The sequence below is a fragment of the Rossellomorea aquimaris genome, from assembly GCF_003315075.1.
GTDB classification, from domain to species: domain Bacteria; phylum Bacillota; class Bacilli; order Bacillales; family Bacillaceae_B; genus Rossellomorea; species Rossellomorea aquimaris_C.
Genome location: NZ_QNRJ01000002.1, coordinates 235,808 through 250,356, shown reverse-complemented (window position 1 = coordinate 250,356; position 14,549 = coordinate 235,808). Strand labels below are relative to the sequence as shown.

Below are 14,549 nucleotides of genomic sequence, written 5' to 3'. Positions count from 1 at the left end.
TTTTTCTTGAAAGGTTTTAATTGTAGTATTGCATTATAGAAAGTTGTGTGATAAATTATTAAAGTATCTTTATGATAATAAGCGAAATGTGGAACTGAAATTAACTTCAGCTTCTTGTTAGTGAGGAGGGAATATATTATGGCAAAACAATGCGTAGTAACAGGCCGTAAAGCTAGCTCAGGTAACGCTCGCTCTCACGCAATGAATGCGAACAAGCGTACTTGGGGTGCAAACCTGCAAAAAGTTCGAATTCTTGTAGACGGAAAGCCTAAGAAAGTATGGGTTTCTGCAAGAGCGTTGAAATCTGGTAAAGTAGAACGCGTATAATACTTAAAATGAGAAGGCGCCTAATTTAGGCGTCTTTTTTCATTCATGCACCAATGGATTCCTTTACTCTTAGAAAGCAAATGATTAATCTTTGAATAATAAGGAAAAAATAGAGGGTATACCCAACAAATAACGCTTGAGATAATAGTTTAGCTTTCAAAAACAGCATACTTATAGTAAAATGTTTTTAGCCAAGCATGTAATTAAAGGGGGAAAACATTCCATGTCCATCGAATTGAAAACGCAGTACGGACAAATTGATATTACGAATGATGTCATTGCAATGATTGCTGGAGGTGCAGCGGTGGATTGCTACGGAATTGTTGGAATGGCTTCAAAGAACCAAATTAAAGACGGTTTCACAGATATCTTACGTAAGGAAAATTTCACTCGCGGAGTGATCGTTCGTCAAGATGAAGAGGAAGTACATATTGATATGTATATTATTGTGAGTTATGGTACAAAAATTTCTGAGATTGCTCATAATGTACAATCCAAGGTTAAATATACTCTTGATAAGACCGTCGGCTTGGCGGTAGATTCAGTAAATATTTTTGTGCAGGGGGTTCGTGTCACGAACCCGTAGTGAGGAGGAAGATTCGTGTCGATTACATCTTTGGAAGGAAAACGTTTTGCTGAAATGGTGATACAAGGTGCCACCCAATTATCTGCGCATGCGCAGCTGGTTGACGCGCTGAACGTTTTTCCTGTTCCTGATGGTGATACTGGAACAAATATGAATTTATCCATGACTTCTGGTGCGAAGGAAGTTCAAAACCATATTCAAGGCCATATTGGAAATGTGGCTGCCGCTCTTTCAAAAGGGTTATTGATGGGAGCAAGAGGTAACTCAGGTGTTATCTTATCCCAATTGTTCAGAGGCTTTGGTAAAGCGATTGAAGGGAAAGAATCCTTATCAAGTGCAGAATTTGCCAATGCACTTCAAACAGGTGTGGAAACGGCTTATAAAGCGGTTATGAAACCTGTTGAAGGAACGATTCTAACGGTTGCGAAAGATGCTGCCAGAAAAGGTGTTTCTGTAGCTGAAACAGAAAATGATTTCGTGAAGCTAATGCAGGCAATCGTCGATGAGGCTCAGGCTTCGTTAAATCGTACACCTGATTTACTTCCTGTTCTAAAGGAAGTGGGAGTGGTTGATAGTGGTGGTCAAGGACTACTATTCGTTTATGAAGGATTTTTAGCTGAGCTAAAGGGAGAAAAAGTTTCAAATCAAGCTTCATTACCGTCCATGAATGATCTCGTGAGTGCTGAGCACCATAAAACAGCTCAAGATTTCATGAGTACGGAGGATATTGAATTTGGCTATTGCACTGAATTCATGGTCAGGTTTGAACAAGATAAACAATCATTCGATGAAGAAGATTTCCGTCAGGATTTAAGCGGATTCGGTGATTCCCTGCTTGTTATAAGTGACGATGAATTAGCTAAAGTACATATCCATTCTGAACAACCTGGTGATGTATTGACGTATGGTCATAAATACGGAAGTCTCATCAATATCAAGATCGAGAACATGAGACAGCAGCACAGCAGCATCGTTGGTGAAGCAAAGCCAGTGAAAGCTCAAGCTCCTGCTGCACCAAAAGAAGTTGACTTTGCCATTGTAACGGTTGCGATGGGTGAAGGGATTTCCGAGTTGTTCAAAAGCATCGGCGCTACCGCTGTGATCGAAGGTGGTCAAACGATGAATCCAAGTACGGAGGATATCGTGAAAGCTGTTGAAGAAGTCAATGCGAAGAAAGTCATTATCATGCCAAATAATAAAAACATTATTATGGCAGCAGATCAAGCGGCAGAAGTTCTTGAAATGGAAGTAGCTGTTGTACCAACGAAGACAGTACCTCAAGGTATGGCTGCATTACTTGCCTTTAATCCATCAGCCTCTGTTGAAGACAATAAGCAGTTTATGACTGAAGCTTCAAAGCAGGTCAAAACGGGTCAAATCACGTTCGCTGTAAGAGATACGAATATTGATGGTGTTGCGATTGCGAAAGATGACTTCATGGGAATCGCAGAAGGTAAGATTGTTATTTCTGATCAGGACCGTCAAAAGTCGGCGCAAAGCTTATTAGAGAAAATGCTGGATGAAGACTCCGAAATATTAACCATTCTATATGGTGAAGATGTAACAGAAGAGGACGTACATTCATTAAAAGAGTATGTAGAAGAGCATCATGAAGATGTAGAAGTGGAAGTTCATAATGGTAAACAACCACTTTACTCCTATATATTCTCAGTTGAATAAGGAATAAAGGAAGGGGGCAGCTCTAAATTGAGTTTGTCCCCTTCAATTATGTTAGAATGGTTGTATAGTTTAGATGTTAAGTGAGGGGGAAAAGTCATGAAATACAAAAGTGTATTTGATATTATCGGTCCTGTTATGATCGGTCCATCAAGCTCCCATACGGCTGGTGCTGCCAGAATAGGAAGAATGGCGAGAAACCTGTTTCGCAGGGAACCGAAATGGGCGACGATATCCTTTTATGGATCATTTGCAAAAACGTACAAGGGTCATGGAACAGACGTAGCCATTGTAGGTGGAATCCTTGATTATGATACATATGATGAACGAATTATCGAATCAATCAATGTAGCAAAGCAAAAAGGAATAAAGGTCAAGTTTCAAGAGGAAGATGCCATCACGGATCATCCGAATACGGCTCGTATCCGGATGGGGGATGATCAAGGGGAAATCGAATTAGTGGGTATCTCCATCGGTGGAGGTAAAGTTGAAATTATCGAACTTAACGGATTCGAGCTCAAACTGTCAGGCCATCATCCTGCTATCCTGGTCGTTCATGACGATCGATTCGGGGCGATTGCATCTGTGTCCAATATCATTGCCAAACATCAATTGAACATCGGGCATATGGATGTTTCGCGTAAAGAAAAGGGTCAGATGGCATTGATGACAATTGAAGTCGATCAGCCGATTGATGAAGCTGTCATTAATGAACTGACGTCACTGCCCAATATTACTCAAGTTACCCGGATATCCGATTAGTCAATTACTATAATGATAGCGTTTACATTCAGGCGAGGAGGTCATTTAAATGTTTCGAAATGTAGCAGAGTTAGTTGAACTTGCTGAAAGTCAAAATAAGAAAATCTCAGATATTATGATTGAACAGGAAATAGAATTTACGGGCAAAACATTTGAAGAAGTATACAGTCAAATGGAGAGAAACCTTGAAGTGATGGAACAGGCGGTAGCCAGAGGACTGGAAGGTGTGAAATCACATTCAGGTTTAACAGGCGGGGATGCTGTGCTTTTACAAAAATATATTGAGAAAGGCCGCTCACTTTGCGGGGACACCATCCTTGATGCAGTAAGTAAAGCGGTAGCGACCAATGAAGTGAATGCGGCAATGGGGACGATTTGTGCGACGCCAACTGCAGGGTCTGCTGGAGTTGTTCCGGGAACATTGTTCGCTGTTAAAAATAAGCTGAATCCTACAAAAGATGAAATGATCCGCTTCTTATTTGCATCTGGAGCGTTTGGGTTTGTTGTAGCGAATAACGCTTCCATCTCAGGTGCAGCGGGTGGATGTCAGGCTGAGGTTGGATCTGCCAGTGGAATGGCTGCAGCAGCGATCGTTGAAATGGCAGGAGGAACGCCCAGTCAATCCGCTGAGGCCATGGCGATTACCTTAAAGAATATGTTAGGTCTTGTGTGTGACCCGGTTGCGGGACTCGTTGAGGTACCCTGTGTGAAACGGAATGCAATGGGGGCGGCCAATGCCATGGTTGCAGCGGATATGGCCCTTGCAGGCATAACAAGTCGTATTCCATGTGATGAAGTGATTGACGCCATGTACAAAATCGGTCAAACAATGCCGGTGGCCCTTCGTGAAACGGCTCAAGGTGGATTGGCTGCCACCCCTACAGGCAGGGAGCTTGAAGCGAAAATCTTTGGGGTTTCCCTGAATAAACGTGAAGACTCATAATGAAGGACTAACGATCCAGGACATCAAGGGGATTGGTGAAGAAACAGCTGTACAGCTGAATGCAATGGGGATTTATTCTGTTCTGGATTTGTTAGAATACCTGCCTTACAGGTACGAGGATTACAGGCTTCGAGACTTGGAGGAAGTCGCCCATGATGAGCGTGTCACAGTGGAAGGGAAGGTCCATTCAGAACCTGCATTGGTGTATTATGGGAGAAAAAAATCCCGTTTGACCCTACGAATATTGGTCGGTAGAAATTTAGTGCAGGCCGTATTTTTTAATCAACCGTATTTAAAGAAGAAAATAAACCTTCACGATACAGTGACGGTGACAGGAAAATGGGATAAGAACAGGCAAATCATAACGGTTCAGTATTTTCAGTCGGGACCCCATGGGAAACAGGGGGACTTTGAACCTGTTTATTCTTTAAAAGGCTCTATTAAAAACAACACACTTAGAAAATTCATTAAAAAGGCTTTTCAGGACTACAGTTATTTACTGACGGAGAACCTGCCTCATCATCTATTGGAGAAATATAAACTGGCAAGTCGAAATGATGCTCTTTATCATCTTCATTTTCCAGATTCCACTGAAGACATGAAGCAGGCGAGAAGACGATTTGTGTATGAAGAGTTCTTGTTGTTTCAACTGAAAATGCAGGCGCTTAGAAAATTTGAAAGAGAACATTCGTCTGGCGTGCAGCAGCATTATGATCTAGATAAGGTCAAAGCGTTTATTGACTCTTTGCCGTTTCCTTTAACGGATGCACAAAAGCGCGTGGTGAACGAAATTTCAGCAGATATGAAGTCCCCTTATCGCATGAACCGCCTTTTACAGGGTGACGTTGGATCCGGGAAGACGGTCGTATCGGCAATTGCCTTATACTCCAGTGTAACCGCAGGATATCAAGGGGCTTTAATGGTTCCTACAGAAATTCTGGCAGAACAGCACGCAAACTCCCTGAGTGAATTGTTGGAACCTGTGGGCCTTTCTGTTGCCCTGTTAACAAGCTCGGTAAAAGGAAAAAGAAGACGGCTTTTATTAGAAAAATTAAAAGACGGAGAAATTGATATTCTTATTGGAACACATGCACTTATTCAGGAGGATGTTCAATTTAAGCATCTCGGACTCGTTGTAACCGATGAGCAGCATCGCTTTGGCGTGAATCAAAGACGTGTGCTCAGGGAAAAAGGGGAAAGTCCTGATGTATTATTTATGACAGCGACTCCGATTCCACGGACGCTGGCCATTACGGTGTTTGGTGAAATGGATGTAAGCATAATCGACCAAATGCCAGCAGGAAGAAAGGCGATTGAAACTTATTGGGCCAAAGCGGATATGCTATCAAGGGTGCTTTCGTTTATGGACAAGGAGTTAGATCAAGGCAGGCAGGCCTATGTGATATGTCCGCTGATTGAAGAGTCGGACAAACTGGATGTTCAAAATGCGATAGATGTTTACAATCAAATGCTGCACTACTTTGAAGGACGTTACAACGTCGGATTGATGCATGGAAGGCTTCACCCCGATGAAAAGGATGGAGTGATGAGGGAATTTAGTGCAAATCGTCTTCAAGTACTTGTATCCACTACGGTTGTCGAAGTTGGTGTGAATGTACCAAACGCTACTTTCATGATGATATATGATGCCGAGCGCTTTGGGTTGTCTCAGCTTCATCAGTTAAGGGGAAGGGTTGGACGTGGCGAACATCAATCCTATTGCATTCTTCTTGCCGAACCGAAAACCGAGGTTGGAAAAGAACGAATGAAGATCATGACGGAAACCAATGATGGATTTGTTTTGAGTGAAAAAGACCTTGAGCTAAGGGGTCCGGGGGATTTCTTTGGAAGAAAGCAGAGTGGGCTTCCTGAGTTTAAAGTGGCAGATATGGTGCATGACTATCGTGCGTTGGAAGTTGCGAGAGATGATGCTTCAGGCTTGATTCAATCCAATCATTTTTGGAAGGATCCCGAATATGAACCGCTTAGGGAGTATTTATCCGGGTCGGGGATATTAGAGGGTGAAAAGCTAGACTAGACAGGCAGATTGTGAGAATATTTCTTGCAATCTGCTTTTTTTGATTATATACTACTATTAGTACCTAGTACTAATACTGGACGGTGTTGATATTGAGACTTTCAAAGAAAGAAAGACAGGGAAACCTTACAGACACGATAAAGGAAAATCCTTTCATAACAGATGAAGAATTAGCGGAGCGTTTTCGAGTAAGTGTGCAGACGATCAGGTTGGATCGTATGGAATTATCGATTCCTGAACTTCGTGAACGGATTAAATATGTCGCAGAGAAATCATTTGAAGATGAAGTGAAATCATTACCTATTGAAGAGATCATTGGAGAAATTATTGATATAGAGTTAGATCAGAGTGCGATTTCCATTTTTGATGTGAAACAAGAGCATGTTTTCGTTCGGAATGGGATAGCAAGGGGGCACCATTTATTTGCTCAAGCGAACTCTCTTGCTGTTGCCGTAATTAATGACGATTTAGCGTTAACAGCCAAGTCAACGATCCGATTTACCCGACCTGTGAGGGAAGGTGAGCGTGTTGTGGCGAAAGCGAAAGTGATACATATGAAAGATCAAAAGGATCGAACAACTGTAGAAGTTCAAAGTGTAGTCGGTGGCGAACTCGTTTTCACAGGTGAATTTGAGATGTATCGCTCTAAAAAATCTGCAAAGGATGAAGCTTAGATGAAGTTAGCCGTAGATGCAATGGGCGGAGATCATGCTCCTAAAGAAATAGTTCTTGGTGTAAAACGGGCATTAAGTGAATTTAATGATATAGAAGTGGTCTTGTACGGAGATGAAAAGCAAATCAAACAGTACATCACACCAGGTGATCGATTGACAATCGTTCATACCGATGAAGTGATCGAGGCGACAGACGAACCTGTAAGAGCCGTCAAACGCAAAAAGAATGCATCGATGGTTCTGATGGCACAAGCGGTCAAAAATGGAGAAGCGGATGCGTGTATTTCAGCAGGGAATACAGGTGCCCTTATGACAGCTGGATTGTTCATTGTAGGCAGAATTGATGGAATTGAACGACCTGCGTTGGCACCTACTCTTCCAACATTGGATGGTAAGGGGTTTCTTATGCTCGATTTAGGTGCAAATGTAGATGCCAAGCCTGAACATCTGTTTCAATATGCCATCATGGGGAGCATATATGCCGAGAAAGTAAGAGGTATCAACAATCCTCGCATAGGTTTATTAAACATCGGGACCGAAGATAAAAAAGGGAATGAGTTAACCAAGAAGACATTCCAATTATTGAAGGACGCTCCTATTCATTTTATTGGAAATGTAGAGTCCAGGGACTTACTTGAAGGTCCTGCGGATGTCGTCGTAACCGATGGGTTCACCGGCAACATGGTGTTGAAGACGATTGAGGGAACGGCTCTTTCTGTTTTCTCTATGCTTAAAAAGACATTTACAGCGTCCACAAAAAATAAATTGGCTGCAGGATTAGTGAAAAATGATTTAAAGCAAATGAAAAATATGCTTGATTATACAGAGTATGGAGGCGCGGGCTTATTTGGTCTGAAGGCACCGGTGATTAAAGCCCATGGCTCCTCGAATGAAGTTGCCCTATTTAATGCAATGAGACAAGCCAGGGAAATGGTGAAACACAATGTCTCCAATACCATTAAGGATGCTATCAAAGGGAGTGAAGAATAACATGAGTAAAATTGCGTTCATTTTTCCTGGACAAGGTTCTCAAACTGTCGGGATGGGTAAAGAATTAGCTGACAAATACCCTGAAGTACATGTGTATTTCACTAAAGCGGATGAAAGATTGGAATCGGATTTAACAAGTGTTATATTTGATGGACCGCAAGAAGAGCTTACTCAAACAACAAATGCACAGCCGGCTTTATTAACAACGAGCATCGCGATTCTAGATCGTTTAAAATCAGAAGGTATTACAGCAGATTATACGGCTGGACATAGTTTAGGTGAATATTCCGCCCTGGTAGCTGCGGGTGCTCTCCGCTTTGACGATGCGGTTTATGCTGTTCGTAAAAGAGGGGAATTCATGGAAGAAGCGGTTCCTAGTGGAGAAGGCACGATGGCTGCTGTTCTGGGCATGCCAAGAGAGCCACTAAAAGAGATTACCGATCTTGTAACGAAAGAGGGACATCCAGTAGGGCTGGCAAACTTAAATTGTCCTGGTCAAATTGTGATTTCAGGTACGGTGAAAGGGGTGGAACTTGCTTCAGAGAAAGCCAAAGAAGCTGGAGCGAAGAGGGTCATTCCACTTCAAGTGAGTGGTCCATTCCATTCTCAATTAATGAAACCTGCTGCAGATCAGTTTGTTTCCATTTTGGATTCAATTACGATTGAAGATGCAGCTGTACCGGTCATTGCGAATGTGACGGCAGAACCTGTGACCAATCGTGAAGAAATCAAGCGTTTATTAATCGAACAATTATACTCACCTGTTCAATGGGAAGATTCTGTTGAGAAATTGCTTGAATTAGATGTAGATACGTTCATTGAAGTTGGACCTGGTAAAGTACTCTCAGGTTTAGTGAAGAAAGTGAATAGACGGGTGAAAACGTTTGCTGTTCAAGATGAAGCATCCTTGGAACAAACCATCCAAGCGTTAAAGGAGGAAGCGAAATGAATTTAGAAGGAAAGGTTGCCCTTGTAACGGGAGCGTCCCGGGGTATCGGAAGGGAGATTGCCCTCCAGCTTGCCCGTGAAGGCTGTAATGTAGCCGTCAACTATTCTGGTAGTGAAGCGAAGGCTAATGAAGTCGTCGATGAGATTAAAGGTTTAGGCCGGGAAGCCATTGCCGTACAATGTAATGTATCAGATAGTGATGCTGTCCAAGCAATGGTGAAGGAAACGATTGGCCAATTCGGTTCAGTGGATATTCTTGTTAATAATGCTGGAATCACGAAGGATAATTTATTAATGAGAATGAAAGAAGCTGAATGGGATGATGTCATCAACATCAATCTTAAAGGTGTTTTCCTATGCACCAAGGCCGTTACACGCCAAATGATGAAGCAAAGAAGCGGTCGAATTATCAATATTTCTTCGATTGTCGGTGTGAGTGGAAACCCTGGACAGGCAAACTATGTGGCAGCTAAATCTGGTGTGATCGGATTAACGAAAACAACAGCCAAAGAATTGGCACCCCGAGGCATCACGGTGAATGCAATCGCTCCGGGATTCATTTCCACGGATATGACGGATCAGCTTCCGGAGGATGTACGTAATGAAATGTTAAAGCAAATCCCTTTAAGCCGCTTTGGTGATCCTCAGGATATAGCGAAGGTGGTAACGTTCGTTGCATCTGAATCTGCTTCCTATATGACTGGGCAAACTCTCCATATCGATGGTGGAATGGTCATGTAAAGACAAAAAATAATAATTTATCAATTGTTTTCGTGGATACTCTTTTCATTAGAGGTCAAAATGCTCTATAATACTTGAGGGGAGGTGACAAATATGGCAGAAGTATTAGATCGTGTAACAAAAATTATCGTAGATCGTCTAGGTGTAGATGAATCTCAAGTAACTCTTGAAGCTTCTTTCAAAGAAGATCTAGGAGCTGACTCCCTTGATGTAGTTGAGCTGGTTATGGAACTTGAAGATGAGTTTGACATGGAAATCTCTGACGATGATGCTGAAAAAATCGGCACAGTAGGTGATGCTGTGAACTACATAAAAGCAAAAGCTTAATCGTTAGATTGAATTAAAAGATAAGCACATGCTGATCTTTCATTCAAAACCATTTAAAACTTGGTAGAGGTCTCACTTCTACCAAGTTTATTTGTGTTCTGACATGCGCAAGAAACTTTTGCGTAATTGCTTTTTTTAGCATAAACTTGATAAGTAGAAAAAAGAGAACATATAGAGCAAGGTGGAGTGCCTTATGCGGAAGCAAAGTAGAAACAAAGGAATATCCAGACATAAAAATGATAGTAAGTTTAAAACGTTTCAGGATGAAATCGGAATTCAATTTAATGATGAAAAACTACTTAAACAAGCTTTTACTCATTCATCCTATGTGAATGAGCATCGTCGTAAGCCTTATGAAGACAACGAACGCTTAGAATTCCTTGGGGATGCCGTTTTGGAATTGACGGTTTCTCAATTTCTTTTCAAGAAGTATCCAATGATGAGTGAGGGTGAACTTACGAAATTAAGGGCAGCCATAGTATGTGAGCCTTCCCTGGTTAAGTTCTCGATTGAAATGAATTTCGGTGAACTCATCTTACTTGGTAAAGGTGAAGAAATGACGGGCGGTCGGGAAAGACCAGCATTACTCGCAGATGTCTTCGAGGCGTTTATCGGAGCGGTATATTTGGATCAAGGGTTAGAAACAGTGATCTCAATCCTTGAAAAAGTTGTCTATCCAAAAATTAACGTCGGTGCTTTTTCTCATGTGATGGATTATAAGAGTCAGTTACAAGAGCTGGTCCAACGGGGCAGTGCAGGGATGATTGAATACAGCATCCTTGAAGAAAGCGGGCCTGCCCATAACCGGCAGTTTATTTCCCGAGTGAGTTTAAATGACGATGAATTAGGCATTGGAAAAGGCCGATCTAAGAAGGAAGCTGAACAACAAGCCGCACAGAAGGCTCTTGAGAAGCTAAAACAAAAGCTAGACGCTAAATAGGGGGAAAGAAGATGTTCCTCAAACAACTAGAAGTAATGGGGTTTAAATCTTTTGCAGAAAGAATATCCGTGGAGTTTGTCCCGGGTGTTACAGCCGTTGTTGGACCAAACGGCAGTGGAAAGAGCAATATTATAGACGCGATTCGCTGGGTACTGGGTGAGCAATCTGCGAAAAGTCTGCGCGGATCGAAAATGGAAGATGTTATATTTGCCGGAAGTGATTCAAGAAAAGCCCTTAACATAGCAGAGGTAACCCTTGTCCTGGATAATGAAGACGGTACCCTTCCGATCGATTACAGTGAAATCAGTGTTACAAGAAGAGTGTACCGTTCTGGAGATAGTGAGTATTTACTGAATAAGCAACCTTGTCGATTGAAAGACATCATTGAATTATTCATGGATTCAGGTTTAGGGAAAGAAGCGTTCTCCATTATCAGTCAGGGGAAAGTGGAGGAAATCCTGAATAGTAAGCCTGAAGAACGTAGAACCATTTTTGAAGAGGCAGCCGGAGTATTGAAGTATAAAACACGGAAGAAAAAGGCGGAGAATAAGTTATTCGAAACACAGGAAAATCTTAATCGTGTGAATGATATTCTTCATGAGTTGGAAGGGCAGGTAGAACCCCTTAAAATTCAAGCTTCGATGGCACGTGATTATTTGGAGAAAAAAGAAGAGCTGGAGAAGTTCGAGGTCGCATTGACGGTCTATGATATTGAGGATTTACATAAGCAGTGGGAAAGGCTTAGTGAAGAATTTGAACATCATGGAAAAGAAGAACTGGCACTTTCCACCCGTATACAAAAGAAAGAAGCCGTTCTGACCCAAACCCGTGATAAAATTGCGGCTCTTGATGAGTCGATTTCAAATCTTCAGGAAGTGCTCCTCGCTACAAGTGAAGAATTGGAGAAACTTGAGGGTAGGAAGCAAGTATTAGTGGAACGGAAGAAAAATTCCTCTTCCAACGAAACTCAATTAATACAATCGATAGAAGAAGCAGGGGAACAAATTCGACAACTGACTTCTGAAAAAGAAAAAGCAGAAATGGAATTCAAGTCTATCGATTCAGTCGTGAAGGAACTAAAAGAGCTTCTTATAACGAAACAGAATCAATTTAAGCATTACAATGAAAATATTGAAGATGTAATAGAATCCTTTAAAAGTGATTACATTGAAAAGCTGAATCAGCAGGCGTCAGCCAAAAATGAAATTCAGTACCTTGAGCAGCAGCTGGAGCAGCAATCCAATCGAAGCGGCCGATTAGAAGCAGAAAATGAAAAGTATGTGATTCAGCGTGATGAATTGCATGTGAGTCACAAAGAACTTTCAAAACTGCTGCAGGAGCAAAAAGAGGTAATCGATGAGCATATATTCTTCTATCGTGAGGAACAGCAAAAGCTTGAGTCGGTGAAGGCCAAATATGAAAAGCAAGAAAAAACCCTATATCAAGCTTTTCAATTCCTCCAACAGGCGAAATCCCGGAAAGAAATGCTGGAGGAAATGGAAGACGACTATACAGGTTTCTTCCAAGGTGTAAAAGAAGTCCTAAAGGAACGTGACGGTCAGTTAACCGGGGTTCAAGGAGCGGTGGCGGAACTGATAACCGTACCTAAATCATATGAAACGGCTATGGAGACAGCTCTGGCAGCCTCCATGCAGCATATCGTGGTTGATACTGAAGAAGATGGCCGAAAAGCCATTGCTTTCTTAAAGAAGAACCAATACGGCCGTGCTACTTTCTTACCGATGAATGTCATCAAAGGGAAATCGATACCCGATAGTCAAAAAAATATGCTGAAGGGGCATCCTTCCTTTATAGGAGTTGGAACCGACTTACTGAATTATGATCAGCGTTTCCAGATGGTGATTTCGAACCTGGTTGGAAATGTGATCATCGCGAAGGATTTAAAGGGAGCAAATGAAATCGCTAAGCTTATACAATATCGCTACCGTCTAGTGACCCTGGACGGAGATGTGGTGAATCCCGGCGGGTCCATGTCCGGTGGTACCGTGAAGCAGAAGAAAAATTCGCTTCTCTCCAGAAAAGGTGAGCTTGAAGAAATGAAAGAAAAGCTTGCAACGATGGAAGACCAAACTGAACAGCTTCAATCTCAAGTGAAATCACTGAAAGAAGAAAGCAGCTTCAGAGAGAAGAAGCTGGAAGAAATGAGGGTGAAAGGAGAGCGTTTGCGTCTCAAGGAGCAAGAGCTTCTTTCAAAGCTTCGTGAAAATGAATTATCCCAGCAGAATCTCGATGAAAGGCTTTCAATATATGATTTGGAGAAAAAAGACTTTACGTCGGTTAAAGAAAAGCATGATTCCAGAACGAATGAATTAAGAGCGTCTCTGGATGAAATAGAAGAAGATATTACAAGGCTCGATCAAAAGATTAGCGAGCTTACTCTCCAAAAGAATAGTGAACGAACGTCCAAGGATGCTTTGTTGAATGAAATCAGTGATATAAAAGCAAACCTGGCCGCACGTAACGAGCAATTGGTGAACAGTCGCAATCAATTAATTCGTGTGAAGGAAACGATCGTCGATACAAACAAGCGAAAGTCGACTTTACAAGATGATCTGGAGTGGCTGCAGACTGAAATGAAGGATAATTTTTCAGGAGAAGAGCAGCTTGGGAAGAAGGCTGAAGAGTGTTCGGTTCAAAAATCAGAAACTTCAAATTTGATTTCTTTACGACGGGAAGAGCGCTTGAATCTTCAACATACGGTTGAAGATGAGGAGCTCGAGTTGAAAGAATTAAAGCGTCAGCATAAAGGGTTGGTAGGAGCTTTAAGAGACGAGGAAGTGAAAATCAATCGTCTGGATGTTGAACTGGAGAATAGACTTGATCATTTACGTGATGAGTATATGCTTTCGTTTGAAGCGGCTAAGTCGGATTATCCCTTAACGATTGCGGTCGATGAAGCGAGAAAGAAAGTGAAACTTGTGAAATTGGCCTTGGAAGAACTGGGAACCGTTAATCTCGGTGCCATTGATGAATATGAACGAGTGAAGGAAAGATACGAATTTTTAGTAGAGCAGAGGAATGATCTGACGGAAGCGGTTGACACTCTTTATCTGGTCATTAATGAGATGGACACAGAAATGATCAAACGCTTTGATCAAACCTTCACGGCGATTCAAGTGGAATTTGAAGGGGTATTTAGAGCATTGTTTGGAGGGGGAAGAGCGCAGTTGAAGCTGACTGCCCCATCTGATCTCCTTCATACGGGGGTTGATATAGTAGCCCAGCCTCCAGGGAAGAAGCTGCAGAACCTTGGGCTGATGTCCGGGGGGGAACGAGCCTTAACGGCCATTGCCCTGCTGTTTTCAATACTCAAGATCAGACCTGTGCCATTCTGTATACTGGATGAAGTAGAAGCAGCTCTTGATGAAGCAAATGTACAGAGGTTCAGCCAATATTTAAAGAAATTCAGTGACGAAACACAATTCATCGTCATTACCCATCGTAAAGGAACAATGGAAGAAGCCCATGTGCTGTACGGTGTAACGATGCAGGAATCCGGTGTGTCCAAATTAGTATCAGTCAGACTGCAAGAAACAAAGGAATTGTTAGAAACTTAATGAGTGGGGTGTGAAAGG

The 14,549-nt window shown here is 42.1% G+C and carries 13 protein-coding genes; all 13 read left to right on the top strand.

The genetic code is table 11. The features are described 5' to 3' along the window. Positions 1–138 precede the first annotated feature (138 nt). The 13 genes from rpmB to smc all read left to right on the top strand — a co-directional run bounded on the left by rpmB (position 139) and on the right by smc (position 14,531). Entirely contained in the window at positions 139–327 is a 189-nt protein-coding gene (gene rpmB / locus DET59_RS03710) for a 50S ribosomal protein L28 (protein WP_034755741.1), read from the top strand. A gap of 223 nt (positions 328–550) precedes the next feature. Then, positions 551–913, top strand: coding sequence for an Asp23/Gls24 family envelope stress response protein (locus DET59_RS03705; protein WP_034755738.1), 363 nt, complete (start codon positions 551–553; stop codon positions 911–913). Positions 914–928: 15 nt separating this feature from the next. Continuing rightward, positions 929–2,593, top strand: a complete 1,665-nt coding sequence (locus tag DET59_RS03700; RefSeq protein WP_113968258.1) for a DAK2 domain-containing protein — start codon at positions 929–931, stop codon at positions 2,591–2,593. Between the two features lie 96 nt (positions 2,594–2,689). After that, positions 2,690–3,352, top strand: a complete 663-nt coding sequence (sdaAB, locus tag DET59_RS03695) for an L-serine ammonia-lyase, iron-sulfur-dependent subunit beta (protein WP_113968257.1) — start codon at positions 2,690–2,692, stop codon at positions 3,350–3,352. 49 nt (positions 3,353–3,401) lie between these two features. Beyond that, complete coding sequence (gene sdaAA / locus DET59_RS03690; protein ID WP_113968256.1) at positions 3,402–4,295, top strand: L-serine ammonia-lyase, iron-sulfur-dependent, subunit alpha; 894 nt, start codon at positions 3,402–3,404, stop codon at positions 4,293–4,295. After that, positions 4,282–6,333: an ATP-dependent DNA helicase RecG gene (gene recG, locus DET59_RS03685; RefSeq protein ID WP_309472426.1), complete on the top strand. Its 2,052-nt coding sequence runs from the start codon at positions 4,282–4,284 to the stop codon at positions 6,331–6,333. Before sdaAA ends, recG begins: the two co-directional genes overlap by 14 nt. Positions 6,334–6,425: 92 nt before the next feature. Continuing rightward, positions 6,426–7,007 (top strand): transcription factor FapR, encoded by a 582-nt coding sequence (gene fapR / locus DET59_RS03680; protein WP_113968254.1) that lies wholly within the window; start codon positions 6,426–6,428, stop codon positions 7,005–7,007. Then, positions 7,008–7,997, top strand: a complete 990-nt coding sequence (gene plsX, locus DET59_RS03675) for a phosphate acyltransferase PlsX (RefSeq protein ID WP_113968253.1) — start codon at positions 7,008–7,010, stop codon at positions 7,995–7,997. 1 nt (position 7,998) lies between these two features. Beyond that, the gene (gene fabD / locus DET59_RS03670) at positions 7,999–8,946 is read left to right on the top strand and encodes an ACP S-malonyltransferase (RefSeq protein ID WP_113968252.1); all 948 of its coding nucleotides are present in this window, start codon (positions 7,999–8,001) and stop codon (positions 8,944–8,946) included. Next, a complete protein-coding gene (fabG, locus tag DET59_RS03665; protein WP_113968251.1) occupies positions 8,943–9,686 on the top strand; it encodes a 3-oxoacyl-[acyl-carrier-protein] reductase in 744 nt (247 codons plus the stop codon). The genes fabD and fabG overlap by 4 nt, the downstream gene beginning before the upstream one ends. A 93-nt stretch (positions 9,687–9,779) precedes the next feature. After that, complete coding sequence (gene acpP / locus DET59_RS03660; protein ID WP_113968250.1) at positions 9,780–10,013, top strand: acyl carrier protein; 234 nt, start codon at positions 9,780–9,782, stop codon at positions 10,011–10,013. Between the two features lie 193 nt (positions 10,014–10,206). After that, positions 10,207–10,953 (top strand): ribonuclease III, encoded by a 747-nt coding sequence (rnc, locus tag DET59_RS03655; protein WP_113968249.1) that lies wholly within the window; start codon positions 10,207–10,209, stop codon positions 10,951–10,953. A gap of 11 nt (positions 10,954–10,964) precedes the next feature. Then, the gene (gene smc / locus DET59_RS03650) at positions 10,965–14,531 is read left to right on the top strand and encodes a chromosome segregation protein SMC (protein ID WP_113968248.1); all 3,567 of its coding nucleotides are present in this window, start codon (positions 10,965–10,967) and stop codon (positions 14,529–14,531) included. Positions 14,532–14,549 lie beyond the last annotated feature (18 nt).